The sequence below is a fragment of the Candidatus Pelagibacter sp. HIMB1587 genome (assembly GCF_052047775.1).
Classification (GTDB): Bacteria; Pseudomonadota; Alphaproteobacteria; order Pelagibacterales; family Pelagibacteraceae; genus Pelagibacter.
The window spans coordinates 225,411-238,086 of sequence record NZ_JBNAJJ010000001.1 but is presented as its reverse complement, the minus strand read 5'-3'; the positions used below and the strand labels follow the sequence as shown (position 1 = coordinate 238,086).

At 26.8% G+C, this 12,676-nt stretch carries 14 protein-coding genes; 7 read left to right on the top strand and 7 right to left on the bottom strand.

Going from position 1 to position 12,676, the window contains the following annotated elements:
- Positions 1 to 6: 6 nt before the first annotated feature.
- Positions 7 to 306 carry a preprotein translocase subunit SecG gene (gene secG / locus ACTTBE_RS01310; protein ID WP_440676845.1) on the bottom strand — a complete coding sequence of 100 codons (300 nt, stop codon included), beginning with the start codon at positions 304 to 306 and terminating at the stop codon, positions 7 to 9.
- A 6-nt stretch (positions 307 to 312) separates the two neighbouring features.
- Positions 313 to 1,053 carry a triose-phosphate isomerase gene (tpiA, locus tag ACTTBE_RS01305; RefSeq protein ID WP_440676844.1) on the bottom strand — a complete coding sequence of 247 codons (741 nt, stop codon included), beginning with the start codon at positions 1,051 to 1,053 and terminating at the stop codon, positions 313 to 315.
- Between the two features lie 56 nt (positions 1,054 to 1,109).
- Here tpiA and ACTTBE_RS01300 point away from each other — a divergent pair, with 56 nt between their 5' ends.
- The 7 genes from ACTTBE_RS01300 (at position 1,110) to gltX (ending at position 8,522) form a co-directional block, all read left to right on the top strand.
- Complete coding sequence (locus ACTTBE_RS01300; RefSeq protein ID WP_440676843.1) at positions 1,110 to 2,531, top strand: SurA N-terminal domain-containing protein; 1,422 nt, start codon at positions 1,110 to 1,112, stop codon at positions 2,529 to 2,531.
- Positions 2,531 to 3,988, top strand: coding sequence for an anthranilate synthase component I (gene trpE / locus ACTTBE_RS01295; RefSeq protein ID WP_440677336.1), 1,458 nt, complete (start codon positions 2,531 to 2,533; stop codon positions 3,986 to 3,988). Before ACTTBE_RS01300 ends, trpE begins: the two co-directional genes overlap by 1 nt.
- A complete protein-coding gene (locus tag ACTTBE_RS01290) occupies positions 3,988 to 4,554 on the top strand; it encodes an anthranilate synthase component II (RefSeq protein WP_440676842.1) in 567 nt (188 codons plus the stop codon). Before trpE ends, ACTTBE_RS01290 begins: the two co-directional genes overlap by 1 nt.
- A gap of 4 nt (positions 4,555 to 4,558) precedes the next feature.
- The gene (gene trpD / locus ACTTBE_RS01285; protein WP_440676841.1) at positions 4,559 to 5,551 is read left to right on the top strand and encodes an anthranilate phosphoribosyltransferase; all 993 of its coding nucleotides are present in this window, start codon (positions 4,559 to 4,561) and stop codon (positions 5,549 to 5,551) included.
- Positions 5,544 to 6,335 (top strand): indole-3-glycerol phosphate synthase TrpC, encoded by a 792-nt coding sequence (locus ACTTBE_RS01280; RefSeq protein ID WP_440676840.1) that lies wholly within the window; start codon positions 5,544 to 5,546, stop codon positions 6,333 to 6,335. Before trpD ends, ACTTBE_RS01280 begins: the two co-directional genes overlap by 8 nt.
- A gap of 89 nt (positions 6,336 to 6,424) precedes the next feature.
- Positions 6,425 to 7,102, top strand: coding sequence for a transcriptional repressor LexA (gene lexA / locus ACTTBE_RS01275; protein ID WP_440676839.1), 678 nt, complete (start codon positions 6,425 to 6,427; stop codon positions 7,100 to 7,102).
- Between the two features lie 22 nt (positions 7,103 to 7,124).
- Positions 7,125 to 8,522, top strand: a complete 1,398-nt coding sequence (gene gltX, locus ACTTBE_RS01270; RefSeq protein ID WP_440676837.1) for a glutamate--tRNA ligase — start codon at positions 7,125 to 7,127, stop codon at positions 8,520 to 8,522.
- On the opposite strand, the gene lpxB is transcribed toward gltX, so the two are convergent.
- The 5 genes from lpxB to fabZ are packed head-to-tail and all read right to left on the bottom strand — an operon-like array spanning position 8,502 to position 12,676.
- Positions 8,502 to 9,635: a lipid-A-disaccharide synthase gene (gene lpxB / locus ACTTBE_RS01265; protein WP_440676836.1), complete on the bottom strand. Its 1,134-nt coding sequence runs from the start codon at positions 9,633 to 9,635 to the stop codon at positions 8,502 to 8,504. The genes gltX and lpxB overlap by 21 nt on opposite strands.
- Positions 9,632 to 10,417, bottom strand: coding sequence for a UDP-2,3-diacylglucosamine diphosphatase LpxI domain-containing protein (gene lpxI / locus ACTTBE_RS01260; RefSeq protein ID WP_440676835.1), 786 nt, complete (start codon positions 10,415 to 10,417; stop codon positions 9,632 to 9,634). Before lpxI ends, lpxB begins: the two co-directional genes overlap by 4 nt.
- A gap of 1 nt (position 10,418) precedes the next feature.
- Positions 10,419 to 11,201 carry an acyl-ACP--UDP-N-acetylglucosamine O-acyltransferase gene (gene lpxA, locus ACTTBE_RS01255; RefSeq protein ID WP_440676834.1) on the bottom strand — a complete coding sequence of 261 codons (783 nt, stop codon included), beginning with the start codon at positions 11,199 to 11,201 and terminating at the stop codon, positions 10,419 to 10,421.
- A complete protein-coding gene (gene lpxD / locus ACTTBE_RS01250; protein ID WP_440676833.1) occupies positions 11,198 to 12,178 on the bottom strand; it encodes a UDP-3-O-(3-hydroxymyristoyl)glucosamine N-acyltransferase in 981 nt (326 codons plus the stop codon). The genes lpxA and lpxD overlap by 4 nt, the downstream gene beginning before the upstream one ends.
- A 51-nt stretch (positions 12,179 to 12,229) precedes the next feature.
- Positions 12,230 to 12,676: a 3-hydroxyacyl-ACP dehydratase FabZ gene (gene fabZ / locus ACTTBE_RS01245; RefSeq protein ID WP_440676832.1), complete on the bottom strand. Its 447-nt coding sequence runs from the start codon at positions 12,674 to 12,676 to the stop codon at positions 12,230 to 12,232.

Below are 12,676 nucleotides of genomic sequence, written 5' to 3'. Positions count from 1 at the left end.
TATTAATTAATTATTTTCAGGAATTGATGGAGTATCTTCAGTTTTTTCTTCAATCGTGTCTAAAACTGATCCTGTGGGCGTTAATTCTGCTCTTGAAATTATTGTCAGCGCTAAGCTGCAAATGATAAATAAAGTTGCAACTATCGCAGTTGCTTTGGTAATAAAACTACCAGCTGATCTAGATAGCATGAAATTTTCTTGTGAAACACCAATACCTAGAGCGCCACCCTCTGATTTTTGAAGTAGCACAAGCACAACTAAAATAAACGCAAGTATGATGTTAATTACAAGTAACAATGTTTCCATGGGGGACTAATTAATGGTTTTTTTAATTATATCAATAAATTTCTTTGGATTTTGTGATGCTCCACCTATTAAAAAACCATTTATGTCAGTAATTATTTTTAATTGATCAATATTTTTACTGTTAACAGAGCCTCCATATAAAACTTTTGGAGATTTTTTTCCAAATTTACTTTTTATAAATTTAATTGATTTACACAGTTCCTCTGATGAAGGAATTAAACCAGTTCCAATAGACCACACTGGTTCGTACGCAATAATTATATCATTAATTTTTTTGATAGATTTTAATCCTTTCTTTAATTGACTATTTAAAACTTGATTAGTCTTTTTATCTCTTTTTTGTTTCAGTGTTTCACCAATACAAAAAATAATTTTTAAACCAGATTTGATTGAATTTTTTATTTTAAGATTAATTAAATTGTCATTTTCTCCAGCCATTCTGTTTTCGGAATGACCCAAGATCACATATTTTGCTCCAACACTTTTAAGCATTCTTGCATTAACCTGGCCTGTAAAAGCTCCATAATCTAAATTTTGATGAGAATTTTGTGCACCAACTTCAATATTTGTTTTACTAAGTCTTTTTGAAATTGGACGTATTAGAGTATTTGGAGGACAATAAATTAGTTTGAACTTATTTTTTTTATGACTTTTTGAGAATTTAATAACTTTATCTAATGAATTTATAGTTTTTAAATCTCCAAACATTTTCCAATTAGCTATAAAATACATATATTTATTTGTCATAATTGACTTTTTAATCTATAGATTTGTTTTTTACAGATCAATAAATTTATAACGTTATGGTTGAAAAATTAAAAAATTTAGGTTGGAAACAATTTGGTGGATTAGTTTTAATAGTAATCATCATAATAGCTTTTGGATTTGGTGGATTTGGCGGTGGCTTTAGTACTAACAATCAAAATAATATTGCTAAAATAAATAAAACTAACGTTACCACTCAAGATTTCATGGACTATGTTAATCAAAGTGGAATTTCACAAGAAGCAATAAGAAATAATTTAGATAACAACATTATAGAAGAATTACTATCAGGACTTATTTCAACAACTTTAATTGATCTAGAGATTGAAGATTTTAAACTTTCTATAAACGAAAAGACAATTTTAAAATATTTAAAAGATAATAAAAATTTTAAAGACGAGAATGGTGCTTTTGAAAGAGTTAAATACGAAAAATTTTTACTTTCAAATAATATGTCTGCTCCTTTGTTTGAGTTGAAATTAAAAAATCAAGGTTTACAGAAACACTTATTTGATTTTATTGGTGCAGGTACTGTCACCCCTGAATTTCTAATAGAAAGTAAATTTGAAGAAAACAATAAAACATTATCTATTGAATACTTTGATATGGAGAATTTATATAAGATTAAAGAAGATTATACATCAGATGAAATCAATACATTTATTGAAGAAAATAAAGATCAATTAAAAAGAGAATATATTGACTTCAAATATGTGGTTTTAAATCCAAAAAATTTAATTGGAATTGATGAATTTAATCAAGATTTTTTTAACGAAATTGATGAAATAGAAAATAAAATTTCTCAAAATGAAAGTTTTAGTTCGATAATCGAAAACATAAATGTGGAAGTAATTAATATTAATGAATTTGCTCCAGATGAAAACACTAGTGCGAACGAAAAGTTAATTTACTCTAAGAAATCAAGCAAATTAGATATATTTGAAAGTGGCGATAGTTATATTCTTTATAATATAGAGAATGAATATAATCGTTCGCCAGATTTAAATGATGAGATAGTAAAAAGTGAAATTGTCGAGCTTATTTATCAAAAAGGTAAATTTGATTACAATAGAAAAATAATTGAAGAAATACAGAATGATGGATTTAATGAAAGTAAATTTATAGAGTTAAGTTCAGGTAAAATCCAAACTGGATCAATTAATTCAATTAGTGATGATGGGCTGTTTGAAGTAAATTCAATTAAAATGCTCTACTCATTACCTCAAAATTCTTTTGCTTTAGTAAACAATACTAATAATCAAATATTTTTAGTCAGAATAAAAGATATAAATAAAAATACTATAAATAAACAAGGTGAGGAATATAAAGGATTTGTAAGTTCACAAAATACAAACAATAGAAAAAATATTTTACAATCTTACGATACCCTGTTGAATAATAAATATCAGGTTCAATTGAATCAAAAAACTATTGATAGAATTAAAAACTATTTCAAATGATAATTAATCGAAGCTTCAAAGATTTTAAGTTTCGACATAGAAGCAAAAAAAATCAGATTATATACACTTCTAAAAAAGTAAATTCTGATGATGAAGTAATAAATTTAATTGATAATTTTTTAGAGGAAAAAAATAGTTTTATATTTGAATCAGTTGAAAAAGGAAAAATTAAAGGTAGATACACAATTTTTGGTAAAGATCCTGATAAAATATGGGAGTTCAACAACCAAAAGTCATATTTAATCACTGAAAATAAAAAAATCATTCTTAAAGATAAACCAGAAGAATTAATAGAAAAAATTATTGAAAATTTTAAATTTGATACACCTAAGAATTTACCAAAGATTTGTTCGCTAATTTCAGGTTATTTTTCATACGACTCTATAAGATACATAGAAAAAATTCCTAACTCATGTAAAAATGATCTTAATTTACCTGATGTAAGATTGATGAGACCAAGAACCTTGGTTATTCATGATAATTTAAAAAAAGAAATATTTTATATAAGTAATGTTTTTAATGATGAAAAAATTAAAAATTATCAAAAAAGGTATGACTCTATAAAAACTGATCTATTTAAACTATTAATTCAATCATCGATCAAAAATATTGATACAAAAAGAGTATTAAAAGAAAAAAAAATTAAAGTTAAATCAAACACATCTAAAAATAAATTTCTTGCAATGGTTAATAAAGCTAAGAAATACATTAAACTTGGTGATATTTTTCAAGTTGTTTTAAGTCAAAGATTTGAGGCAAAATTAACAAAAAAACCCTTAGAAATTTATAAAAAACTTAGAGTAACTAACCCCTCTCCTTTTATGTTTTACTTCAACTTTAATGACTTCCAAATTATTGGGGCAAGTCCAGAAATTTTAGTAAGACTAAGAGATAATAAAATTACAGTAAGACCAATAGCAGGTACTAGACCAAGAGGAAAAAACAAAAAAGAAGATCTTTTTTATGAAAAAGACCTTCTTAAAGACAAAAAAGAACTTTCTGAACATTTAATGCTTTTAGATTTAGGAAGAAATGATGCTGGTAAAGTATCAAAAATAAATACTGTAAAGGTAACTGAGAGTTTCATAATTGAGAGGTACTCTCATGTAATGCATATAGTTTCCAATGTAGTTGGAAAGTATAATAAAAAGTTTTCAAAATTTAAATCACTGTTGGCAGGATTTCCTGCTGGTACTGTATCTGGTGCTCCTAAAATAAGAGCAATGGAAATTATTGATGAATTAGAAACATCGAAAAGAAAAGTTTATGCTGGTGGAATTGGATACTTTTCTGCTAATGGTGAATTTGATACTTGTATTGCATTAAGAACAGCTGTTGCAAAAAATAAAAAATTCTATGTACAAGCTGGAGCGGGTATTGTGGCTGATAGTAAGCCTACAAACGAATATGATGAAACAGTGAATAAGGCGAAAGCTTTGATAAATGCTTTAAGATAATGAAAATATTATTAATAGATAATTATGATAGTTTTACATTTAATCTTTATCATTATATTTCTTCACTAGATGTAAAAGTTGATGTCATAAGAAATGATAAAATTAACTCTAAAGAAATATTAAGAAAAAAATATGATAAAATTGTTATTTCACCTGGACCTGGAAATCCAAATCAATCTGGAAATTGCATAAGTATTTTAAAATCATTACATAAAAAATTGCCCTTTTTAGGTGTTTGTCTTGGACATCAAATTATAGGTCAAGTTTTTGGATCTAAAATTATTCAAGCAAGAAAATTAATGCATGGGAAAACTAGCAAAATTAAATCAAAAAAAATTGGGATTTTAAAAAATCTGCCTTGTTTCTTTGAAGCTACAAGATATCATAGCTTAATTATTGATAAAAAAACCCTCTCGAAAGATTTAGAGATTACAGCTGAAACTAGTGATGGCGTAATTATGGCTATCCAACATAAGCAATTTAATATTCATGGTGTACAATTTCATCCAGAAAGTATTAAAACTAAGATGGGAATGAAAATTTTAAAAAATTTTATTAATTATTAATTTTATGAAAAAGATTTTAGAAAAACTTAAAAATAAAGAAAATTTAACCTTTGAAGAAAGTAAGTCAGCATTTGAGATTTTAATGACTGGTAAAGCTGATGAGGATCAAATCTATAATTTTTTAACCCTTCTTTCAGAAAAAGGAGAAGTTGCAGATGAAATTGCTGGGGGTGTTTATGTCCTTAGAGAAAAATCTAAAAGAGTAAACGTTCAAGATTGTATAGATACATGCGGTACAGGTGGTGACGGTATGAACACTGTTAATATATCAACTGCATCAGCATTGCTTTTGGCTAGTATGGGTATAAAAGTTGCAAAACACGGCAATAAAGCTGTATCCTCAAAATGTGGCTCTGGAGATGTTTTGGAAGCTCTTAATATTAAAATTGATTTAGAGCCGAGAGAAATAGAACGAGAAATAAGCAATAACAATTTTGGTTTTATGTTTGCTCCAAATTATCATCGTGCTATGAGATTTGTAGGCCCTGTAAGAAAGAAAATCGGTAAAAGAACTATTTTCAATATGATTGGTCCTTTAAGTAATCCCGCTCTAGTAGAAAGACAGGTTGTTGGAGTATTTGATAAAAAATTATTAACAATTTTTGCAGAGGGATTAAAAAATTTAAATATAAAATTTGCGTGGATAGTAAACAGCGAAGATGGATTGGATGAAATATCTCCTTATGCAAAAACAAATATAATACAATTGAAGAATGGAGAAATATCTGAAATCTTGGTTGATCCTAATTCAATTGGTGTGAATGCAGAGAAATTCGAGAATTTAATTGGTAATGATGCAAAATTTAATGCAGATAAAATGATTGAAATATTTAAAGGTAAAGATAATGATTTTTCGAAAGCAGTTTGTTTAAATGCTGCAGCTGGTTTAATCGTTGCAGAAAAGTTTGTTGATTTTAAAGAAGCCTATAATCACGCAAGACAATTTATTCTTTCTGGTAAAACTTTTTCACATTTGGAACAAATACAAAATGTCTGAAAACGTTTTAGAAAATATAATTAAAAAAAAAATCGAAAAAATTGATAATCTAAAAAAATCAATAGATCTTAAAAAATTAGATGAATTAATACAAAAAAATAAATCATACATAAATTTTAAAGATAAAATTGAAAACAATTTAAAAGAAAATAAAACTTCAATTATTGCTGAAATAAAAAAAGCGAGTCCTTCTGCAGGTGTTATAATTGAAGACTACAATCCAGTAGAAATTGCTAGTATTTATTTAAAAAATAATGCTACTTGTTTATCAGTTTTAACTGAAGAAGATTATTTTTTAGGAAATTTAATCCATATAAGCAAAATAAAAGATAAGGTTAATTTACCGATATTATGTAAAGATTTTTTTATTGATACTTTTCAAGTGCCACTTGCCAAAAGTTATGGTGCAGATGCAATTCTGATTATTTTAGCTGGTGTCTCAGATGATCTTGCAAACAATTTATATCAAGAGGCATTGAAATTAGATATGTCAGTAATAGTAGAAGTACATACTGTTGAAGAGGCTCAAAAGGCATTAAATTTTAAAGATGCACTAATTGGTATTAACAACAGAAACTTAAAAACACTTAAAACTGATATAAATACAACCTATGATATTTATAATGTTGTAAAAAACCATAAAGGACCTCTAGTTTCTGAGAGTGGTATTAAATCTAAAGAAGAATTATTGGAATTAAACAGTAAGACTTCAATTAATACTTTTTTAATTGGTGAATCACTTTTGAAAAAATTGGATGAAAATTCAATTTTTTCAGTTTTGTAGTCAATTTAAGCCCTATTTTACTCACTTTTTTTAGTATTGTTAAAACAAAAGAACTTTTATAGAACATTGTTTGTACGATATTTGTTCTTATGCTAACAAAAAAACAAAAAAACCTGCTTTTATTTATCAACAAGAAGTTGAGAAGTTCTGGTGTATCTCCTTCTTACGAAGAGATGAAACAATCTCTAAACTTAAAATCAAAGTCAGGTATTCATAGATTGATTAGCGCCTTAGAAGAAAGAGGATTTATTAAAAGATTAGCTCATAAAGCGAGAGCTTTAGAGGTAGTGAAATTACCTGAAACAGCTTCAGCAAACGATATTTACAATAGTTTTTCACCAAGTGTTATTAAAGGTGGTTTAGATGAAGAAACTAACAATTCAGATGAAATGGAAGTGCCAGTATTAGGAAAAATTGCAGCAGGTACTCCTGTTGAAGCAATACAAAACGAAGTTTCAAGAATACCATTACCAAATAATTTAGAAAAAAATGGAGATTATTTTGGATTGAAAGTTCAAGGAGACTCAATGATTGAAGCAGGAATCCACGAGGGAGATACGGTTATCATTAAAAGAACAGATACAGCAGATAATGGAAAAATTGTAGTCGCATTAATTGATGAACACGAGGCGATGTTAAAAAGAATTCGTAAAAAAGGTAAAGTTGTTGCGTTAGAAAGTGCAAATAGAAATTATGAAACCAAAATATTTGGCCCTGATAGAGTTAAAGTTCAGGGTGTTTTGGTATCTTTATATAGAAACTTCTAAAAAAATAGTCTAAACATCTCTGATGTCAAAAGTAGCAACTCGTTTTGCTCCGTCTCCTACTGGAGCTCTTCATATTGGTGGTGTTAGAACTGCCTTGTTTAATTGGTTATATTCAAAAAATCAAAAAGGCACTTTTCATTTAAGAATTGAAGATACTGACAAGGAAAGATCGAAAGAAGAACACAAAATTCAAATAATTAAATCCTTAAATTGGTTAGGGATAAAACATGATGGTGAAGAATATATTCAGTCAACAAAAATTGATGATCATGTAAAAATTGCAAATGAATTATTAAAAAATGGGTATGCCTATAAGTGTTACTGTTCACCTGAAGAGATAGAAGAGCAAAAAAAAAGAGCTAGACAAAAGAAAATACCTTATATTTACAACAGAAAATGGAGGGATGCAGAAGAAAAAGACGCTCCTAAAGAAATTAAACCTGTAATAAGATTTAAAAGTAAAATTGAAGGAAGTTCAATTCTTAAAGATTTAGTTCAGGGAGATGTTGAAATCGAAAATAGTACAATAGAAGATTTTGTAATATTAAGAAATGATGGAACCCCAACTTATAATTTATCAGCAACTGTAGATGATCATGAAATGGGAATGACGCATATAATTAGGGGTGATGACCATAAAATAAATACCTTTAAACAAATACAAATTTATGAAGCAATGAAATGGGATGTTCCACTGTTTGCCCATATTCCTTTAATTCACACAATAGACGGTAAAAAATTATCCAAGAGAGATAATGCTTCAACATTGGATGACTATTCAAAAATTGGAATTATGCCTGACGCATTAAGAAATTATTTACTAAGACTAGGATGGTCGTATCAAGACAAAGAAATATTTACTCTAGAGGAAAGTATAAAATTTTTTAACTTAGAAGGTATTGGAAAATCACCATCAAAATTAGATATGAGCCGTATTTTATCAATAAATGAGCACTATATCAAAAATATTGATGAAAATGATCTGTATGATCATCTTTTGAGATACTGTGAAGAGTATAAAGATAAAATTAATACAGAAAAAGCATCGAAAATAAAATCATCTTTAGGATTTTTAAAAAATAAAGCAAAAACACTGGAAGAAATATTTAATAATGCAAAATATATTATTAATGATGAAGTCAATTTTAATGAAAATGATTTAAAACTAATTGACAATAAATCCAAAAAAATAATTAATGAATTTCAAGAAGAAATTAAAAACTTAGAAATTTTAAGTAGAGATAATTTAGAACCAATAGTCAATAACTTGATAAAAAAACACGAAACAAATTTCAAAGGTGTAGGTCAACCGTTAAGAGTAGCCCTAACAGGATCTAAATTTGGACCAGGCTTATATGATATTGTTATATCTTTAGGTAAAGCAGATGTTGATAAAAGATTAAGAAAGATACTTCATTAAAATAGAACTTGCCTCACCAGCAGATGAAGTTTTAGACCTGATGCCCTCTAAAGTTTTGGAGCACTCACTCACTTGTTTTTTCATTAATTCGGGATTTTTAAGAAAATAAATAACAGACCTATATATTTCGTCGGAATTACATTCTTTTTGAAGTAATTCGGGAATTACCTCATGATTATTGATTATATTAATAATATTTGCAAATTTTACATTAACTAACATTTTAAAAATCATAAAATTAATAAAACTAAGTTTATAAATAATAATTGATGGAACTTTAAAATTACAAATTTGTAATGAAACAGTACCAGATTTTGAAACAGCAAAAATAGATTTAGACAAAATTTCAGATTTAATATTTTCTTCAGACACAATATCTATATTGTCAAAGTTATATTTTTTTACATGTTCTAAAATTAAGCTTTTATTTTCTTCTGTTGCATGAATATAGAAAAAATATTCATTATGCTTTTTGTTCATTAATTTAATAAAATCCAATAATATAGGTAGCAAAACATTAGTTTCGGAATTTCTGCTACCAGGAAATAAAGATATTATTTTTTTATTTTTAGGTAAAATATTATCAATAATAGTTTTGTTATTTTGATTTCTTTCTATAAGGGGATGACCAACAAAAGTATTATTTATATTTTCTTCGTCAAAGTACTTTTTTTCAAATTCAAACAACAAAAGAATGTGATCAATAAATTTTTTAATTTTTTTAACTCTATTTTTTCGCCATACCCATACTTGGGGTGCTACATAATGAATTGTTTTAATGTTGCTGTTTATTTTTTTAACCTTTTCGGCCACACGCAAGGTAAAATCAGGACTATCTACACTTAGCAATATATCTGGTTTAAATTTTACTATTTCTTCTACAGTTTTATTTATTTTTGATTTAATTTTAAAAACATTAAGCAATACACTTGTAAACCCTAAATATGTAATTTCTTTCAAATCAAAAATAGACTTGATTCCCAAATTTTTTAGGTGAGTACCGCCCACTGATAAATATTCAATTTCAGAATTTTCTAGTTTTAATCTTGAAATTAAAGTTGATGCAAGTTTGTCTCCTGATGGTTCACCAGTTAATACAAAAATTTTTTTCATATAACTTTAATAAAAATTTTATTTTTATTTGCAAAATTTATTACTTCTTTTTTATCAAGAAAAATATTCTTTTTAGATTTTAAAACTAGACCCTTTAATCCATATTTTTTTATATCCTTTAAAGTTTGCAAACCAACAGTTGGTAAATCCATTCTTAAATCTTGTTTATTTTTAGGTAATTTTATTAATATACCTTTTGAATTTTTCTTTACTTTTGAAAGCATTTTTTTTGTTCCTTGCCTTCCCTCTTTTGCAATTATTTTTTGATCTTTGACAACTAAAGCCTGTATATGATCCAAACTATTAATTTTATTGAAATAATTTTTAGCTTTTTTAATTGAGTTGTTATCATTCATACTAGGCTTATTTTTTGTATAATTTCCTTTTTTAAGAGATAGTTCTGGATTAAAGTATACAGAGCTAATAACTTTAATATCTTCATCTGCAAGAATCTTAATTATAGATTTTATAATTGCAGCATCACCAATTTTAGAAGCTCTAATAACACTTGGCATATAATATATACCTTTCAAATCTAATCTAAGAGATGTAAAATTAGGCTTTGCTATTTTACCTGCAAACAAAACTTTTTTAGATTTTTTTTCTTTAATTAATTTGATTATTTTTCCAAATTTTCCAATGCTAATCCTGTAAGAATTTTTATCTCTTTTAAATTTATTATTTTTAGAAAAATCTATAATATAATACTCTTTTTTTAATTTTTTTACTTTATTTAAAACTATTTCAGGAAAATCTGTGTCACCTAAAAATAAACCAATCATTTTATTTTGAAAAGGGAGTGCAAATTGGTCTTTTCTTATCTTTTTCTATAAAATTAACCACTTCAGAAATTAATTCATTTTTTCTTAAATCGTTTGATAAATTACTTAAATTTTCTGTTAAATTCTCATTTTTAAATATTATTTTATAAGCTTCATTGAGATGTAATATTTCTTTATTTGGAATATTTTTTCTTCTTAAACCAATAAGGTTTAATCCTTGCAATATACTTCTATTTCCATGTGCTATACCGTATGGTATAACATCTCTTACTACACCACACATTCCACCTATCATTGCAAATTTACCAACTCTAGTAAATTGTTGTACAGCTGAATTGCCACCAATTATTGCATTATCATCTACATGTGCATGGCCTCCCAATGGAACATTATTTGCTAAAATAACATTATCACCAACAATACAATCATGAGCAATATGAGAAGACACCATAAACAGACAGTTATTACCTACTTTAGTTTTACCTCCACCTCCTTCTGTGCCTGGATTTATAGTAACGTATTCTCTTATTTTATTATTATCACCTATCTCTAATAAAGTTTTTTCACCTTTAAATTTTAAATCTTGTGGATCATTTCCTATAGAAACAAATGGATAAATTTTATTATTATGACCAATCTTAGTATTACCTGTTATATTTACGTGGGACTGAATAACTGTTCCATCTCCTATTTCTACATTTGGACCAATAACAGAATAAGGACCAATTGTTACATTTTGAGAAATTTTTGCATTTGAGTCTATAATCGCTGTTTTGTGAATCATTTGTTGTCTCTTAAAAATTCTCTAATATTTTTTGCTGGATAACCCATTACTTTTGTATTATCTGGAATATTTTTTATTACACCTGAGCCACCTCCAATTTCTACATTATTGCCAACTTTAATATGTCCTGAAATTCCTGCTTGACCACCTATTCTAACATTTGAACCAATAATTGAACTACCTGCTACTCCTACTTGCCCTGCTATAATTGAATTTTCCCCTATTTTAACATTATGAGCTATGTGTATTTGATTATCCAAATAAGTATTTTTGCCAATAACAGTATTCGACATCGAGCCTCTATCTATAGTAGATCCGCATCCTATTTCACAATTTTCTTCAATAATTACAACGCCAATATGTGGATATCTTAAATTCTTAATTTTATCAGGAAAAAAACCAAAACCATGCTTTCCAACTACACAGTTATCAAGAATTCTTACATTATTACTTATAATTGAATTTCTTATTATTGTATTTGAACCTATTGAGCAATTATCTCCAATAGAAACATTTTTTTCAATTATTGTGTTATGACCTATTTTACAATTTTTACCTATTGATACATTTTTTCCAATTAAAACATTTTTACCATGAATTACTTTGTCCTTTAAATCTGTTTCATTAAGATAAATTACGCTTTCATCAAAATCATCATTTATAGCATCAGGATAAAACATTGATGTTACCTTTGATACAGATAGTAATACATTTTCCACAACTAAAGGAACACATGGAGTTGGAAGTTCTTTTTTTAAAGAATCTGTAGTTATACAAAAAGATGCTTTTGTATTTTTTGCAATTTCTGAATATTTTTTGGAATGAAAAAAAGTGATATCTGTATTATTCGAGCTATAGAGATCTTTTATATCTTTTAGCTCAACATCTTTTTTTACATTATCAGTTTCAAAGTTTATAAGTTTTAAAATATCTGAAATTAAAAAAGGTCCATAATTTTTAAAAAATGGGTTTGACATAATTGCTTTTAACAGAGCAATTCTTCTAAAGTTATCAATAATTATTGCTATTTATTTCTTATCAACAATGGTAGCAGACCAAATTGCATCTGCCATTTTAATATCGTTTACAAAAGCTTCACCTTTATACTTCCATACTCTCCCATGAGATCTTATAGCTTCAATTTTTAATATTAATTTGCAATTAGGAATTACTGGATTTCTAAAACGAGCTTTTTCAACACCCATCAAAAATACTAATTTATTTTCATATGTAGACTTATCTAAACCATGTGCTGTTAGTGCAGCCGCAGCTTGACCAAATGACTCGACAATTAGTACACCTGGCATCACAGGATTTGCAGGAAAATGTCCTTGTACAAAAAAACTATCTTTCTCAACATTAACTACTGCTGTAGCAGAATGTAATTTTACAATATCATAAAGTTCGTCAATTAATAGCATTGGCTCTCTATGAGGAAGTAAATTTGCAATTTGGTCTTTATTTAATTTATTCAT

Excerpts from the sequence above, each read along its gene's own strand:
- secG (WP_440676845.1), bottom strand. The coding sequence starts at position 306 with ATGGAAACATTGTTACTTGTAATTAACATCATACTTGCGTTTATTTTA.
- ACTTBE_RS01290 (WP_440676842.1), top strand. The coding sequence starts at position 3,988 with ATGAAAATATTATTAATAGATAATTATGATAGTTTTACATTTAATCTT.
- tpiA (WP_440676844.1), bottom strand. The coding sequence starts at position 1,053 with ATGACAAATAAATATATGTATTTTATAGCTAATTGGAAAATGTTTGGA.
- lpxB (WP_440676836.1), bottom strand. The coding sequence starts at position 9,635 with ATGAAAAAAATTTTTGTATTAACTGGTGAACCATCAGGAGACAAACTT.
- fabZ (WP_440676832.1), bottom strand. The coding sequence starts at position 12,676 with ATGAATAAATTAAATAAAGACCAAATTGCAAATTTACTTCCTCATAGA.
- lpxI (WP_440676835.1), bottom strand. The coding sequence starts at position 10,417 with ATGATTGGTTTATTTTTAGGTGACACAGATTTTCCTGAAATAGTTTTA.
- lpxA (WP_440676834.1), bottom strand. The coding sequence starts at position 11,201 with ATGATTCACAAAACAGCGATTATAGACTCAAATGCAAAAATTTCTCAA.
- lexA (WP_440676839.1), top strand. The coding sequence starts at position 6,425 with ATGCTAACAAAAAAACAAAAAAACCTGCTTTTATTTATCAACAAGAAG.
- ACTTBE_RS01280 (WP_440676840.1), top strand. The coding sequence starts at position 5,544 with ATGTCTGAAAACGTTTTAGAAAATATAATTAAAAAAAAAATCGAAAAA.
- gltX (WP_440676837.1), top strand. The coding sequence starts at position 7,125 with ATGTCAAAAGTAGCAACTCGTTTTGCTCCGTCTCCTACTGGAGCTCTT.
- ACTTBE_RS01300 (WP_440676843.1), top strand. The coding sequence starts at position 1,110 with ATGGTTGAAAAATTAAAAAATTTAGGTTGGAAACAATTTGGTGGATTA.
- lpxD (WP_440676833.1), bottom strand. The coding sequence starts at position 12,178 with ATGTCAAACCCATTTTTTAAAAATTATGGACCTTTTTTAATTTCAGAT.
- trpD (WP_440676841.1), top strand. The coding sequence starts at position 4,559 with ATGAAAAAGATTTTAGAAAAACTTAAAAATAAAGAAAATTTAACCTTT.